Origin of the sequence: Pseudomonas sp. PHC1, from assembly GCF_046487845.1 — a bacterium.
GTDB lineage: Bacteria > Pseudomonadota > Gammaproteobacteria > Pseudomonadales > Pseudomonadaceae > Aquipseudomonas > Aquipseudomonas sputi.
Genome location: NZ_JBJXHJ010000010.1, coordinates 25,444 through 39,520 on the forward strand (window position 1 = coordinate 25,444; position 14,077 = coordinate 39,520).

Annotated in this window: 13 protein-coding genes; 7 read left to right on the forward strand and 6 right to left on the reverse strand. The window is 60.6% G+C overall.

The genetic code is table 11. The features are described from left to right. Positions 1–194 precede the first annotated feature (194 nt). The 3 genes from ACKJSM_RS15165 to ACKJSM_RS15175 form a co-directional block, all read right to left on the reverse strand. Complete coding sequence (locus tag ACKJSM_RS15165) at positions 195–1,853, reverse strand: cation acetate symporter (RefSeq protein ID WP_085682950.1); 1,659 nt, start codon at positions 1,851–1,853, stop codon at positions 195–197. Next, a complete protein-coding gene (locus ACKJSM_RS15170) occupies positions 1,850–2,161 on the reverse strand; it encodes a DUF485 domain-containing protein (RefSeq protein ID WP_410238159.1) in 312 nt (103 codons plus the stop codon). The genes ACKJSM_RS15165 and ACKJSM_RS15170 overlap by 4 nt, the downstream gene beginning before the upstream one ends. Before the next feature lie 230 nt (positions 2,162–2,391). Beyond that, entirely contained in the window at positions 2,392–3,243 is an 852-nt protein-coding gene (locus ACKJSM_RS15175; RefSeq protein ID WP_236181869.1) for a glycine betaine ABC transporter substrate-binding protein, read from the reverse strand. Positions 3,244–3,530: 287 nt separating this feature from the next. Between ACKJSM_RS15175 and ACKJSM_RS15180 the strand changes: the two genes are divergently transcribed. Next, a complete protein-coding gene (locus tag ACKJSM_RS15180) occupies positions 3,531–5,126 on the forward strand; it encodes a beta (1-6) glucans synthase (protein ID WP_410238160.1) in 1,596 nt (531 codons plus the stop codon). Positions 5,127–5,245: 119 nt separating this feature from the next. On the opposite strand, the gene ACKJSM_RS15185 is transcribed toward ACKJSM_RS15180, so the two are convergent. Then, positions 5,246–5,599, reverse strand: coding sequence for a hypothetical protein (locus ACKJSM_RS15185; protein ID WP_410238161.1), 354 nt, complete (start codon positions 5,597–5,599; stop codon positions 5,246–5,248). 223 nt (positions 5,600–5,822) lie between these two features. Here ACKJSM_RS15185 and ACKJSM_RS15190 point away from each other — a divergent pair, with 223 nt between their 5' ends. Continuing rightward, positions 5,823–7,121: a serine/threonine protein kinase gene (locus ACKJSM_RS15190; RefSeq protein WP_085747084.1), complete on the forward strand. Its 1,299-nt coding sequence runs from the start codon at positions 5,823–5,825 to the stop codon at positions 7,119–7,121. Continuing rightward, the gene (locus ACKJSM_RS15195; protein ID WP_410238162.1) at positions 7,114–7,902 is read left to right on the forward strand and encodes a VacJ family lipoprotein; all 789 of its coding nucleotides are present in this window, start codon (positions 7,114–7,116) and stop codon (positions 7,900–7,902) included. Before ACKJSM_RS15190 ends, ACKJSM_RS15195 begins: the two co-directional genes overlap by 8 nt. A 64-nt stretch (positions 7,903–7,966) precedes the next feature. On the opposite strand, the gene ACKJSM_RS15200 is transcribed toward ACKJSM_RS15195, so the two are convergent. Continuing rightward, complete coding sequence (locus ACKJSM_RS15200) at positions 7,967–8,881, reverse strand: DUF808 domain-containing protein (RefSeq protein ID WP_410238163.1); 915 nt, start codon at positions 8,879–8,881, stop codon at positions 7,967–7,969. Positions 8,882–9,015: 134 nt separating this feature from the next. On the opposite strand from ACKJSM_RS15200, the gene ACKJSM_RS15205 reads away from it, so the two are divergent. Then, positions 9,016–9,621: a TetR/AcrR family transcriptional regulator gene (locus ACKJSM_RS15205; protein WP_236181864.1), complete on the forward strand. Its 606-nt coding sequence runs from the start codon at positions 9,016–9,018 to the stop codon at positions 9,619–9,621. A 91-nt stretch (positions 9,622–9,712) separates the two neighbouring features. Here the strand turns inward: ACKJSM_RS15205 and ACKJSM_RS15210 are convergent, their stop codons facing one another. Then, positions 9,713–10,153 (reverse strand): GlcG/HbpS family heme-binding protein, encoded by a 441-nt coding sequence (locus tag ACKJSM_RS15210; protein ID WP_236181863.1) that lies wholly within the window; start codon positions 10,151–10,153, stop codon positions 9,713–9,715. A 268-nt stretch (positions 10,154–10,421) separates the two neighbouring features. On the opposite strand from ACKJSM_RS15210, the gene gcl reads away from it, so the two are divergent. The 3 genes from gcl to ACKJSM_RS15225 all read left to right on the forward strand — a co-directional run bounded on the left by gcl (position 10,422) and on the right by ACKJSM_RS15225 (position 13,977). Next, on the forward strand, positions 10,422–12,197 hold the full coding sequence (gcl, locus tag ACKJSM_RS15215; RefSeq protein ID WP_410238164.1) for a glyoxylate carboligase: 1,776 nt from the start codon (positions 10,422–10,424) through the stop codon (positions 12,195–12,197). 61 nt (positions 12,198–12,258) lie between these two features. Further along, positions 12,259–13,041: a hydroxypyruvate isomerase gene (gene hyi, locus ACKJSM_RS15220; protein WP_011333102.1), complete on the forward strand. Its 783-nt coding sequence runs from the start codon at positions 12,259–12,261 to the stop codon at positions 13,039–13,041. A gap of 42 nt (positions 13,042–13,083) precedes the next feature. Beyond that, positions 13,084–13,977 carry a 2-hydroxy-3-oxopropionate reductase gene (locus tag ACKJSM_RS15225; RefSeq protein WP_163974329.1) on the forward strand — a complete coding sequence of 298 codons (894 nt, stop codon included), beginning with the start codon at positions 13,084–13,086 and terminating at the stop codon, positions 13,975–13,977. Positions 13,978–14,077: the final 100 nt, after the last annotated feature.

The window sequence follows — 14,077 nt, forward strand, 5'->3', positions numbered from 1 at the left end:
GGCATTCCGGGCGTTTGCCAAAAGTGACCCGCCGTAAGGGCGGAACCCCAAGCAGCCGTTACCGCAGCAACGGATATACACACAAATCAAAACCACCCCAAAGAAAGTCCGATAACCGCCCACAAAAAAAATGCCCCAATCTCTCGACCAGGGCATTTCCATCCAACTCAACCTACATATTCAACCTGAAAGCCTCAGTGCGAAACCGCCCCACTAGCCCCCAACCCAGTCTGCGAACGCACAAACTGCGGGAAGAACAGCGCACGCTCATTCTCGGCTTCGGCCGACTTATCGGTGACCGAGAAGAACCAGATGCCGATGAACGCAATGATCATCGAGAACAGCGCCGGATACTCGTAAGGGAAAATCGCCTTCTCATGATGCAGAATCTGCACCCAGATGGTAGGGCCGAGAATCATCAGACCCACCGCACTCACCAGCCCCAGCCAGCCGCCAATCATGGCGCCTCGGGTGGTCAGTTTCTTCCAGTACATCGAAAGCAGCAGCACCGGGAAGTTGCAGCTCGCCGCGATGGAGAACGCCAGGCCGACCATGAACGCGATGTTCTGGCTTTCGAACAGGATGCCCAGGCCGATGGCCAGAACGCCCAGTGCGATGGTGGTGATCTTCGAAACGCGGATCTCATCCTTCTCGTTGGCCTTGCCCTTCTTGATCACGCTGGCATACAGGTCGTGAGACACCGCCGAAGCACCGGCCAGGGTCAGGCCCGCCACGACCGCCAGAATGGTCGCGAACGCCACCGCCGAGATGAAGCCGAGGAATACGCTGCCGCCCACGGCGTTGGCCAGGTGCACCGCCGCCATGTTGTTGCCGCCGAGCAGAGCGCCAGCCGCATCTTTAAAGGCCGGGTTGGTGCTGACCAGCAGGATCGCGCCGAAGCCGATGATGAAGGTCAGGATGTAGAAGTAACCGATGAAACCGGTTGCGTACAGCACGCTCTTGCGGGCTTCTTTCGCGTCGCTGACAGTGAAGAAGCGCATCAGGATGTGCGGCAGGCCGGCGGTACCGAACATCAGCGCCAGGCCCAGGGAGAACGCCGAGATCGGATCTTTTACCAGACCGCCCGGGCTCATGATCGCTTCGCCCTTGGCGTGGACCTTGATGGCTTCGGAGAACAGGGTGTTGAAGTCGAAGTTGACGTGCTTCATCACCATCAGCGCCATGAACGAGGCACCGGACAGCAACAGCACCGCCTTGATGATCTGCACCCAGGTGGTCGCCAGCATGCCGCCGAACAGCACGTACAGGCACATCAGGATACCGACCAGAATCACCGCAACGTGGTAGTCGAGACCGAACAATAGCTGGATCAGCTTGCCGGCACCGACCATTTGCGCGATCAGGTAGAACGCCACCACCACCAGCGAACCGCAGGCCGACAGGGTGCGGATCTGGGTTTGCCCAAGACGATAGGACGCCACGTCGGCAAAGGTGTATTTACCCAGGTTGCGCAGACGCTCGGCGATCAGGAACAGAATGATCGGCCAGCCCACCAGGAAGCCGATCGAGTAGATCAGGCCGTCGTAGCCGGAGGTGAACACCAGCGCGGAAATCCCCAGGAAGGACGCCGCCGACATATAGTCGCCCGCAATCGCCAGACCGTTCTGGAAACCGGTGATCTTGCCGCCCGCCGCATAGTAGTCGGCCGCCGAGTTGTTGCGTTTGGACGCCCAGTAAGTGATGCACAGGGTCGCGCCAACGAACGCCACGAACATGACGATCGCGGAAACGTTGAGCGGTTGTTTGTGGACTTCGCCGGTCAGGGCGTCAGCGGCCCAGACGGCTGGAGCAAACGCTGCGATGCTCAAAAGAGCCAGTAGACGCCGGATCATTGCTGAGCCTCCTTGAGAATCGCGTTGTTCAGGTCGTCGAACTCGCCATTGGCGCGGCGTACATAAATGCCGGTCAGGATGAAGGCCGAGACAATCAGTCCGACACCGATCGGGATGCCCCAGGTGATGGATGATTCGGGGTTGATTTTCGTCCCGAGCACTTGCGGCCCGTACGCGATCAGAAGGATGAAGCCGGAGTAGAGCCCGAGCATGATCGCCGAGAGTATCCAGGCGAACCTTTCTCTTTTCTTGACCAGCTCCTTGAAGCGCGGGCTGTTCTGAATCGAGAGGTAAATGCTGTCGTTCATTGTTTTTATCCTCGCAGCACAGATTTTTATTTTTGGAACGTATCCACTGTATGCGGCTGCGAGCCGGGTTCCAGACGACCTTAGTAGTAGAACGCCATGACGTTTTTGCCAATTTCCAGACCAGCCGAAAACCGCCATCCCTGCCTATTAATAGAGGACAAACAAAAAAGGCCGCCCGACTGTCATGTCGGGCGGCCCTGGGAAGCGCAGATTAGACGCTTCGGCTTAAATCACTTGGTCCAGTCGGCAACCCGATCCGGGTGCTTGGCAACCCAATCCTTGGCCGCTGCGTCAGGTTTTGCACCGTCCTGAATCGCCAGCATGACTTCGCCGATTTCGTCTTTCGAAGCCCACTGGAAGTTCTTCAGGAACTTGGCCACTTCAGGCGCCTTGGTCGCCAGTTCCTTGCTGCCGATGCTGTTCACGGTTTCAGCCGCGCCGTACACGCCTTTCGGGTCGTCGAGGAAGCGCAGTTTCCACTTGGCGAACATCCAGTGCGGCACCCAGCCGGTGACAGCGATGGATTCGTTTTTCTTCTCGGCGCGGGTCAGCTCGGCAATCATGCCGGCGCCGGAACTGGCCTTGAGGGTGTATTTGTCGAGGCCGTAATCCTTGATCGCCTGATCGGTCTTGAGCATCACGCCTGACCCGGCATCGATGCCGACGATGCGATTCTTGAAAGTGTCATCGGTTTTCAGGTCTTCGATCGACTTGGCTTTCACATACTCCGGCACGATCAGACCGATTTTCGCGTCCTTGAAGTTCGGGCCGTAATCGACGACCTGATCCTTGTTCTTGGTCCAGTATTCGCCGTGGGTCACCGGCAGCCAGGCCGAAAGCATGGCGTCGAGTTTACCGGTGGCAACGCCCTGCCACATGATGCCGGTGGCGACGGCTTGCAGTTTCACGTCGTAGCCGAGTTTCTGCTTGATCACTTCGGCCGCCACGTGGGTGGTCGCGACGCTGTCGGACCAGCCGTCAACGTAGCCGATGTTCAGGGTCTTGGTTTCAGCACTGGCGAGTGTGGAGCCCATCGCAAGTACCAGAGCGGCACCTGCGCCTAAAAGTCGTCGCATCTTCATCGTTACTTCCCCGAAATGCTGCGCCCGACGGATGCCGGGCATCGTCAACGTGTTGTTATGGTGCTCGGCGCCCCCATCACGCCCGTTCGCAAACTCGTTCGAACATCAGCGGAGTACTGATGAGTCCGATCATCAACCTGACGCACGCAGCGACCTGCTCTGTCAGCGACCTCAAGGCAACGAGAAACGACATCAGAAAGCCATTAACTGCGTCCGGATATTTGGCGCCAGACAATCCGCCCGAACTTTGCATGTCAAAATCGTGCGAGCCACCAACCTCCTTATAAATGCAGGTAACATGCGTCGCTTTGCAGCCACTCGGCCTGACCATGTCCGCGACCTCCCGCTTCCCCTTTCTTCCTTATCTGTTCGCCTGCCTGCTCGGGCTGTTTGCCCTGTGCGGTTTCTGGTACGGCCTCGGTAAACCAGTGATCCTGCCGGACGTCGCCACCCCCACCCACAAGCTGCAATGCGCCTCCTACACGCCATTCGATAAGGACCAGTCGCCGTTCGACGTGCCGTTCAAACTGCGCCCGGAGCGCATGGACGCCGACCTCGCCCTGCTCGCCACCCGCTTCGAATGCATTCGCACCTACTCGATGACCGGCCTCGAAGCGCTGCCGGATCTGGCGCGCAAGCATGGTTTGAAGTTGATGATCGGCGCGTGGGTCAACAGCAATCCGGTGGACACCGAGAAAGAAGTCGATCTGCTGATCGCTTCGGCCAACGCCAACCCGGACGTGGTCAGCGCCGTGATCGTCGGCAACGAAGCCTTGCTGCGCAAGGAGGTCACCGCCACCCAACTGGTGAAGTTGATCAACAGGGTCAAGAGCCACATCAAGCAGCCAGTCACCTATGCGGATGTCTGGGAGTTCTGGCTAAAGCACCCGGAAATCGCGCCGGCGGTGGATTTCCTGACCATTCATTTGCTGCCGTATTGGGAAGACGATCCGTCGAACATCGACGCCGCGCTGCAACATGTGGCGCAAGTGCGCCAGGTTTTCGGCAACAAATTCGCGCCCAAGGACGTGATGATCGGCGAAACCGGCTGGCCGAGCGAAGGTCGCCAGCGTGAGACCGCGTTGCCGAGCCGGGTCAACGAAGCCAAGTTCATTCGCGGCTTTGTCACCCTCGCCGAACAAGAGGGTTGGCGTTACAACCTGATCGAAGCGTTTGATCAGCCGTGGAAGCGCGGCAGCGAAGGTGCGGTCGGCGGTTACTGGGGGCTGTTCGATGCGGATCGCCAGGACAAAGGCGTGTTGGCCGGGCCGGTGTCGAATGTGCCGTACTGGTCGCAGTGGCTGGCGGTCGGCGGGCTGATCTTCCTCGGAACATTACTGCTGGGCGGCCGGGTTCGCACGACGCGCTCGGCGCTGATCCTGCCGCTGCTCGGCGCCCTCGCCGCCTGCTCGATCGGCGCCTGGGGCGATCTGGCGCGGGTGACCACGCGGTTTGCCAGCGAATGGCTGTGGGTCGGATTGCTGACCGCTCTGAATCTGTTGGTGCTGACCCATGCCGCGCTGACCTTGAGCGCCCGCAATGGCTGGCGTGAGCGGGCGTTCAACGCTTTCGAGCGACGGGCCGGCTGGCTGGTGGCGGCAGCCGGTTTCGCCGCCGCCGTGATGATGCTCGAGCTGGTGTTCGATCCGCGCTATCGCAGCTTTCCAAGCGTGGCGTTCATTCTGCCGGCGCTGGTTTACCTGTGCCGTCCGGTCAATGTCGCCCGTCGGGAGATCGCCTTGCTGACCTTCATCATCGGCGCGGGCATTGCGCCGCAGCTGTTCCGTGAAGGATTGCAGAATCAGCAGGCCTGGGGCTGGGCGCTGGTCAGCGTGTTGATGGTGGCTGCGTTGTGGCGCTGCCTGCGGGTTCGCAACCGCTGACCTTCAGAGGCTGAACCGGCCTCTTCGCTGGCAAACCCGCTCCCACAGGATTGCTGTCTGCCACAGGTTCTGCGTCCAAATAGATCAAATGTGGGAGCTGGCTTGCCAGCGATGGCTGACTATCTAACCAGCCGCAACCCGGCAATCACCAGCGCAAACACCGCCAGCGTCGTGTTGTACAGCGCCAGCGCCGGCAACCCGAACACCAGCGCCAGCACCGCCAGCCACCACCCTGCCCGGCCCGGCACGACAAAACCGAGCACGGCTGCAGCGATCGCCGCCCAACCCAGCAGCTGGAAATGAATCATCAGGCCCAGGTTCGAGCGCACCGAGCACTCCCAGCGGCTCGCCTCATCCACGCAGATGCCCACCCACTGCGCATCTTCCATGAAGCCATAACGCGCGCCATAACTGGCAGCCAGCCACAACGGCAACAGAAGGAGCAGCAGAATCACGGGCAAGCGGCGGGACATGGAACACTCCAATCGATGAAATCGGCGGCCAGCTTAATCTGCCGCTGCGCATACGCAAGGGCTAACAACTCTTAACTGGTCATTCCTTCCTTGCAAAGTGTATCGTCCGGCTACTATTACTCCGAATTCTGTCAGTTTGGTGCCGTGGCATGGCACTTTGACGCAAACCCGGTGGTCATAGCCTGCGAACTTCATTCGGCACCTTCCTCTAAGGGATCCAGTCATGCTCCGTTCCTTGCGCTTCGCCGCCTTGTTTGGCGGCCTTATTCTGAGTGCGTCCGCGCTGGCGGTGGATATCGACGCCGCCAGCTATGGCTATCCCCTGACCAACCCGTTCGAGGCGACCATCGCCACCACGCCACCGGACTTGCGCCCGGAACTGCCACTGGACGACGACATCGATCAGGCTGATCGCAGCGTCACCCTGCGTCCCGAGCGCGAATTCATCCTGCCGGACAATTTCTGGCCGGTAAAAAAACTGACTTACCGCATCGCCACCCAGGACAAGGCCGCACCGCTGATCTTCCTGATCGCCGGCACCGGCGCGCGCTACGACAGCACGCTCAACGAATACCTGAAGAAGCTTTATTACAAGGCCGGCTACCACGTGGTGCAGCTGTCATCGCCGACCAGCTTCGACTTCATGAGCGCTGCCTCGCGTTTCGCCACCCCCGGCGTGACCAAGGAAGACGCCGAAGACATGTACCGGGTGATGCAGGCCGTGCGGGCGCAGAACCCGAAGCTGCCGGTCACCGACTATTACCTCAGCGGCTACAGCCTCGGCGCCCTGGACGCGGCGTTCGTTGCCCATCTGGACGAAACCCGGCGCAGCTTCAACTTCAAGAAAGTCCTGCTGCTCAATCCGCCGGTCAACCTCTACACCTCGATCACCAACCTCGACAAGCTGGTGCAGACCGAGGTCAAGGGCATCAACAACAGCACCACGTTCTATGAACTGGTGCTGAGCAAACTGACCCGCTACTTCCAGCAAAAGGGCTACATCGACCTCAACGATGCACTGCTCTATGACTTCCAGCAGTCCAAGCAGCACCTGAGCAACGAGCAGATGGCGATGCTGATCGGCACTTCGTTCCGCTTCTCGGCGGCGGATATCGCGTTCACTTCGGACCTGATCAACCGTCGCGGCCTGATCACTCCGCCGAAATTCCCGATCACCGAAGGCACCAGCCTCACGCCGTTCCTCAAGCGTGCGCTGCAATGCGACTTCGACTGCTACCTCACCGAACAGGTGATTCCGATGTGGCGCGCACGCACCGACGGCGGCAGCCTGCTGCAACTGATCGATCAGGTGAGCTTGTATGCGTTGAAGGATTACCTGCACGACAGCCCGAAAATCGCCGTCATGCACAACGCTGACGACGTGATCCTCGGCCCGGGCGACCTCGGTTTCCTGCGCCGGACCTTCGGCGATCGCCTGACCGTTTACCCGCTGGGCGGCCATTGCGGCAACCTTAACTACCGCGTCAACAGCGACGCCATGCTGGAGTTCTTCCGTGGCTAAATATCTCCTGCTGATTGCAGCGCTCCTCAGTGCAGGTATGGCCCAGGCCGACAACAGCAAGGCCAATGCACCGGTGGTCATCGACAGCGACGGTTTCAAGGAGCCGCTGTCCAAACTCAAGTTCAACCCGGGGCTGGATCAGCGCGAGTTCGAGCGCTCGACCCTCAGCGCGCTGAACGTCTACGACCCGCTGGAAGAGTGGAACCGCCGCGTCTACCACTTCAACTACCGCTTCGACCAATGGGTGTTCCTGCCGGTGGTCGATGGCTATCGCTACATCACCCCGAGCTTCGTGCGCACCGGCGTGAGCAACTTCTTCAACAACATTGGCGACGTACCGAACCTGGTCAACAGCCTGTTGCAGTTCAAGGGCAAGCGCTCGATGGAAACCACCGCGCGCCTGCTGCTCAACACCACCATCGGCATCGCCGGGCTCTGGGATCCGGCCACCGCCATGGGCCTGCCGCGTCAGAACGAAGACTTCGGCCAGACCCTGGGCTTCTACGGCGTACCGGGCGGCGCTTACTTCGTGCTGCCGATCCTCGGTCCGTCGAACCTGCGCGATACCGCGGGCCTGGCCGTGGACTACACCACCGAGTCCGCGATCAACTTCCTCAATGTCTCGGAAGTCAGCTCCAACCACCCGGAAGTGTGGGCCTTGCGTGCCGTCGACAAGCGCTATCAGACCAGCTTCCGTTATGGTCAGCTGAACTCACCGTTCGAGTACGAGAAGGTGCGCTACGTCTACACCGAGTCGCGCAAGTTGCAGATCGCCGAGTAAAAACGCCAACCACAAAAAAGGCCATTCGATACGAGTCGAATGGCCTTTTTGTTTGCCTCAGGATTTACCCCTTCAGCGCTTTCCAGACTTTGCCGATTACGGTCACACCCGCCAGCACCACTGCACCCGCGATGATTCCCGCCACGCCGTTCAACAGCATCGGCACCACGAACCCGGCGCCTCCGGCCGCAGCGCCGACGCTTTCGATCCAGTGATGCACCACCGGTACGCCATGGGTCAGGATGCCACCACCGACCAGGAACATCGCCGCCGTGCCGATCACCGACAGGCTTTTCATCATGTACGGCGCGGCGCGCAGGATGCCGTTGCCGATACTTTTGGCCATCTGCCCGGGCTTCTGAGTCAGCCACAGACCGAGGTCGTCGAGTTTGACGATACCGGCCACCAGACCATAAACGCCCACGGTCATGACGATGGCGATGCCCGACATCACGATCACTTGCTGGGTCAGCGAAGCATCGGCCACGGTGCCGAGGGTAATGGCAATGATTTCCGCCGACAGGATGAAGTCGGTGCGGATGGCGCCCTTGATCTTGTCCTTCTCGTACGCCACCAGATCGGTGGCCGGATCTGCCACGGCTTCAACCAACTGGGCGTGCTCAGCCTCGTCTTCGGCCTTGCTGTGCAGGAACTTGTGCGCGAGCTTTTCGAAACCTTCGAAACACAGGTAGGCACCACCGACCATCAACAGCGGCGTCACCAGCCATGGCACGAACGCACTGATCGCCAGCGCCGACGGCACCAGGATCAGTTTGTTGACGAAAGAACCCTTGGCCACTGCCCACACGACGGGGATTTCCCGCTCCGCGCGCACACCGGAGACCTGCTGGGCGTTGAGCGCCAAGTCGTCGCCGAGCACGCCGGCGGTCTTCTTGGCAGCCATTTTGGTCATCAACGCAACGTCGTCCAGAACGGTGGCGATGTCGTCGATCAGCACCAGCAAACTGCTTCCTGCCATGAATCATGTTTCCTTATGTGAATAATGCCGCGCAGCATACCGCGACTGCGGGCCACACGGGGCATTGTTGAGCGCCGCGCGAGGCCGGTGCTACCATGCGCAACCGCCAGAACAGGCAAGGAACCACCGGGTTTATGAGCACAATCCGCGAGCGCAACAAAGAACTGATCCTGCGTGCAGCCAGTGAAGAGTTTGCCGACAAGGGCTTCGCTGCGACCAAAACCAGCGACATCGCCGCCAAGGCAGGACTGCCCAAGCCCAACGTCTATTACTACTTCAAGTCCAAGGAAAACCTCTACCGCGAGGTGCTGGAAAGTATCATCGTGCCGATCCTGCAGGCCTCGACCCCGTTCAACCCGGACGGCGTACCGAGCGAAGTGCTGAGCGGCTACATCCGCTCGAAGATCCGCATCTCCCGCGACCTGCCCTTCGCCTCCAAGGTGTTCGCCAGCGAAATCATGCACGGGGCCCCGCACCTGAGCGCCGACCTGGTCGAGCAGCTCAATGGCCAGGCCAAGCACAACATCGACTGCATCCAGACCTGGATCGACCGCGGCCAGATCGCCCCGATCGACCCCAACCACCTGATGTTCAGCATCTGGGCCGCGACCCAGACCTACGCCGACTTCGACTGGCAGATCTCCGCCGTCACCGGCAAGGCCAAGCTCGACGAAGCCGACTATGAAGCGGCAGCACAAACCATCATCCGGTTGGTGCTCAAGGGCTGCGAGCCGGACTGAACTCCGCCCCTCCAGACATAAACAAGCCCGCCCTGACATCATCCTGTGAGGGCGGGCTTGTGCGTTTCATCGACTATCCGGTTTTAGCCACTCAGGCCGCCACCCCCGCATCCGCTCGCAGGTCCAGGGCCTCCACGGCCTTGATTGCCACCTGCTCATCGATGTCCGACAGATCGCCGCTGATGCCGATCGCACCCAGCACGTACCCCGCCTGATCCCGAATCAACACACCACCCGGTGCCGGCACGACGCTGCCCTGCCCCATGCTGTTGAGTGCGGCGATGAACGCCGGGCGTTGTTGCGCGTCCAGCGCCAGCAGGCGTGAGCCCTTGCCAAGGGCGATGGCGCCCCAGGCTTTGCCGATGGCGATGTTCGGGCGCAGCAGGCTGGCGCCGTCTTCGCGTTGCAAGGTGACCAGATGCCCGCCGGTATCCAGTACCGCGATGGTCAGCGGCGCGGCGCAGATGGCCCGCCCTGCACTGATGGCTTCGTTGACCAGCTTGACTGCGACTTCCAAGGTTAAAGCGCTCATGGTGCCGTCCTCATTTTGTTATTGGGAAAGTCGTTGGGCTGCGCTTTTCTGCCGCAGCTCGATGCAACAAATAGAACACAATGAATTATTTTTTTGTATACAATAATTCTCGAAAAGCGCCTCGTGCGACGAAAAGCCACAGCAGAACCGGCCTCCGACGAATGAAACAGGCGCTTGAGAAAATGGATTGACCTGCGCCGTCCGCCGTGAATACACTCTGCGCAAAGCCACTTGTATACAATTACAAAACGTAAAGAGGCACAAAACCATGAGCAAAATGAGAGCAATCGAAGCCGCCGTTCTGGTGATGCGCCGTGAAGGGGTTGATACCGCTTTTGGCATTCCAGGCGCTGCAATCAACCCGCTGTACTCCGCCCTGCAGAAAGTCGGTGGCATCGATCACGTCCTCGCTCGCCACGTTGAAGGCGCCTCGCACATGGCCGAGGGCTACACCCGCACCAAGGCCGGCAACATCGGCGTGTGCATCGGTACTTCCGGCCCGGCCGGTACCGACATGGTCACCGGCCTGTACAGCGCCTCCGCGGACTCGATTCCAATCCTCTGCATCACCGGGCAAGCACCCCGCGCCCGCATGCACAAGGAAGACTTCCAGGCCGTCGACATCACCAGCATCGTCAAGCCGGTGACCAAGTGGGCGACCACCGTTCTGGAGCCGGGCCAAGTGCCTTACGCCTTCCAGAAAGCCTTCTACGAAATGCGCTCCGGCCGTCCAGGCCCGGTGCTGATCGACCTGCCGTTCGACGTGCAGATGGCTGAAATCGAATTCGACATCGACGCCTACCAGCCACTGCCGCTGGCCAAGCCGAGCGCGACCCGCGTGCAAGTCGAAAAAGCCCTGGCGATGCTCGATCAGGCCGAGCGTCCATTGCTGGTTGCCGGCGGCGGCATCATCAACGCCGACGCCAGCGAGTTGCTGGTGGAGTTCGCCGAACTGACCGGCATTCCAGTGATTCCGACCCTGATGGGCTGGGGCACCATTCCGGACGATCACCCGCTGATGGTCGGCATGGTCGGTCTGCAGACTTCGCACCGTTACGGCAACGCCACCCTGCTCAAGTCCGACGTGGTGCTGGGCGTCGGCAACCGCTGGGCCAACCGTCACACCGGCTCGGTCGACGTCTACACCGAAGGCCGCAAGTTCATTCACGTCGACATCGAACCGACTCAGATCGGCCGCGTGTTCACCCCGGACCTGGGCATCGTGTCCGACGCCGCTGCCGCGCTGACCGTGTTCATCGAAGTCGCCCGTGAATGGCAAGCCGCCGGCAAACTGAAAAACCGCAGCGCCTGGTTGCAGGACTGCCAGCAGCGCAAGGCCAGCCTGCAACGCAAGACCCATTTCGACAACGTGCCGGTCAAGCCGCAGCGCGTTTACGAAGAAATGAACCAGGTGTTCGGCAAGGACACCTGCTACGTCAGCACCATTGGTCTGTCGCAAATTGCCGGCGCGCAGTTCCTGCACGTCTACAAGCCGCGTCACTGGATCAACTGCGGCCAGGCCGGCCCGTTGGGCTGGACCATTCCGGCAGCGCTGGGCGTGGTGAAGGCCGATCCGAACCGTAAAGTCGTGGCCCTGTCGGGGGACTATGACTTCCAGTTCATGATCGAAGAACTGGCGGTCGGCGCTCAGTTCAAACTGCCGTACATCCACGTCGTGGTGAACAACTCGTACCTGGGGCTGATCCGTCAGGCCCAGCGCGGGTTCGATATGGACTACTGCGTGCAGTTGTCCTTCGATAACCTGAACGCGCCGGAACTCAACGGTTATGGTGTCGACCACGTCGCAGTCGCCGAAGGCCTGGGCTGCAAGGCACTGCGCGTGTTCGAACCGGCTGACATCGCCCCTGCCCTGCGCACGGCCGAAGAGCTGATCGAAGAGTTCAAGGTGCCGGTGATCGTCGAGATCATTCTGGAGCGTGTGACCAACATCTCCATGGGAACCGAGATCAACGCCGTCAACGAATTCGAAGACCTGGCGCTGGTCGGCAACGATGCGCCTACCGCGATTTCGCTGCTCGATTAAAACTGCTTGCCGTTCGTTCCCGCGCCGGGCGCGGGAGCGATCAATCTAACGGGAGACCACCATGCCGCGTTTCGCAGCCAACCTGTCCATGCTGTTCACCGAGCAGGATTTCCTTGCCCGTTTCGACGCCGCCGCCAAGGCTGGCTTCAGCGGTGTCGAGTACCTGTTCCCGTACGATTTCAGCTCTGCCGAAATCAAGGCCAGGCTCGACGCCAACGGTCTGACCCAAGTGCTGTTCAACCTGCCGGCCGGTGACTGGGCCAAGGGCGAGCGCGGTATCGCGTGCCTGCCGGACCGGGTCGAAGAGTTCCGCGCCGGGGTCGATCTGGCCATCGCTTACGCCCAGGTGCTGGGCAACACCCAGGTCAACTGCCTGGCCGGTATCCGTCCGCAGGGCGTGGACGATGCCACCGTTGAAAAGACCTTCGTCGCCAACCTCAAGTACGCCGCCGACAAGCTGCAAGCCGTCGGCATCAAACTGGTGATGGAAGCGATCAACACCCGCGACATCCCGGGTTTCTACCTGAACAACACGGCGCAAGCCCTGTCGATTCGCGAGCAGGTCGGCAGCGCCAACCTGTTCCTGCAATACGACATCTACCACATGCAAATCATGGAAGGCGATCTGGCCCGCACCCTGCAATCGCACCTGGCCGAGATCAACCATGTGCAGCTCGCCGACAACCCGGGCCGCAACGAGCCGGGCACTGGCGAAATCAACTACCGCTTCCTGTTCGAACACCTCGATCGCATCGGTTATCAGGGCTGGGTCGGCTGCGAATACAAACCGCTGACCACCACGGAAGCGGGCCTAGGCTGGCTGAAGACCCACAACGCGATCTGACCCCTATTTGCTTGAGCAAGACAAAAACAAGAGGATTTTCTCATGGCTAAAATCGGATTCATCGGCACCGGCATCATGGGCCACCCAATGGCGGCGAACCTGCAGAAAGCCGGTCACAGCCTGTTCCTGTCGGCGCACCACGACGCCGCCCCTGCCGACCTGGTCGCCGCTGGCGCCGTCGCCCTGGCCAACCCGAAAGAAGTGGCCCAGGAAGCTGAATTCATCATCGTCATGGTCCCGGATACCCCGCAGGTCGAAGACGTGCTGTTCCGCGCCGACGGCGTCGCGGCCGGTATCGGCAAAGGCAAAGTCGTGATCGACATGAGTTCGATCTCGCCGACCGCCACCAAGGCTTTCGCCGCGAAGATCAACGAGAAAGGCGCGCAATACCTCGACGCCCCGGTATCCGGCGGTGAAGTCGGCGCCAAGGCCGCGACCCTGAGCATCATGGTCGGTGGCGACGCCGATGCCTTCGAACGCGCACTGCCGCTGTTCCAGGCCATGGGCAAGAACATCACCCTGGTCGGCGGCAATGGCGACGGTCAGACCGCCAAAGTGGCGAACCAGATCATCGTTGCGTTGAACATTCAGGCTGTCGCTGAAGCCCTGCTGTTCGCGTCGAAAAACGGTGCCGATCCAGCCAAGGTGCGTGAAGCGCTGATGGGCGGTTTCGCCTCCTCGAAGATTCTTGAAGTGCACGGCGAGCGCATGATCAAGGGCACCTTCGATCCGGGCTTCCGCATCAGCCTGCACCAGAAAGACCTGAACCTGGCCCTGCAAGGCGCCAAGGAGCTGAACATCAACCTGCCGAACACCGCCAACGCCCAGCAAGTGTTCAGCACCTGCGCGGCCATCGGTGGCAGCAACTGGGACCACTCGGCGCTGATCAAGGGCCTGGAACACATGGCCAACTTCTCGATTCGCGACAAGAAGTAAGCCCTGCCCCGTCGCTCATTCCCACGTCGAGGCGTCGAACCGTTTGCGTGGGAATGCAGCCCGGGACGCTCCGCATCCCTGCCGAAGCGGACGCAAAGCG

Excerpts from the sequence above, each read along its gene's own strand:
- ACKJSM_RS15170 (WP_410238159.1), bottom strand. The coding sequence starts at position 2,161 with ATGAACGACAGCATTTACCTCTCGATTCAGAACAGCCCGCGCTTCAAG.
- ACKJSM_RS15175 (WP_236181869.1), bottom strand. The coding sequence starts at position 3,243 with ATGAAGATGCGACGACTTTTAGGCGCAGGTGCCGCTCTGGTACTTGCG.
- ACKJSM_RS15180 (WP_410238160.1), top strand. The coding sequence starts at position 3,531 with ATGCAGGTAACATGCGTCGCTTTGCAGCCACTCGGCCTGACCATGTCC.
- gcl (WP_410238164.1), top strand. The coding sequence starts at position 10,422 with ATGAGCAAAATGAGAGCAATCGAAGCCGCCGTTCTGGTGATGCGCCGT.
- ACKJSM_RS15190 (WP_085747084.1), top strand. The coding sequence starts at position 5,823 with ATGCTCCGTTCCTTGCGCTTCGCCGCCTTGTTTGGCGGCCTTATTCTG.
- ACKJSM_RS15210 (WP_236181863.1), bottom strand. The coding sequence starts at position 10,153 with ATGAGCGCTTTAACCTTGGAAGTCGCAGTCAAGCTGGTCAACGAAGCC.
- ACKJSM_RS15165 (WP_085682950.1), bottom strand. The coding sequence starts at position 1,853 with ATGATCCGGCGTCTACTGGCTCTTTTGAGCATCGCAGCGTTTGCTCCA.
- hyi (WP_011333102.1), top strand. The coding sequence starts at position 12,259 with ATGCCGCGTTTCGCAGCCAACCTGTCCATGCTGTTCACCGAGCAGGAT.
- ACKJSM_RS15205 (WP_236181864.1), top strand. The coding sequence starts at position 9,016 with ATGAGCACAATCCGCGAGCGCAACAAAGAACTGATCCTGCGTGCAGCC.
- ACKJSM_RS15185 (WP_410238161.1), bottom strand. The coding sequence starts at position 5,599 with ATGTCCCGCCGCTTGCCCGTGATTCTGCTGCTCCTTCTGTTGCCGTTG.
- ACKJSM_RS15200 (WP_410238163.1), bottom strand. The coding sequence starts at position 8,881 with ATGGCAGGAAGCAGTTTGCTGGTGCTGATCGACGACATCGCCACCGTT.
- ACKJSM_RS15225 (WP_163974329.1), top strand. The coding sequence starts at position 13,084 with ATGGCTAAAATCGGATTCATCGGCACCGGCATCATGGGCCACCCAATG.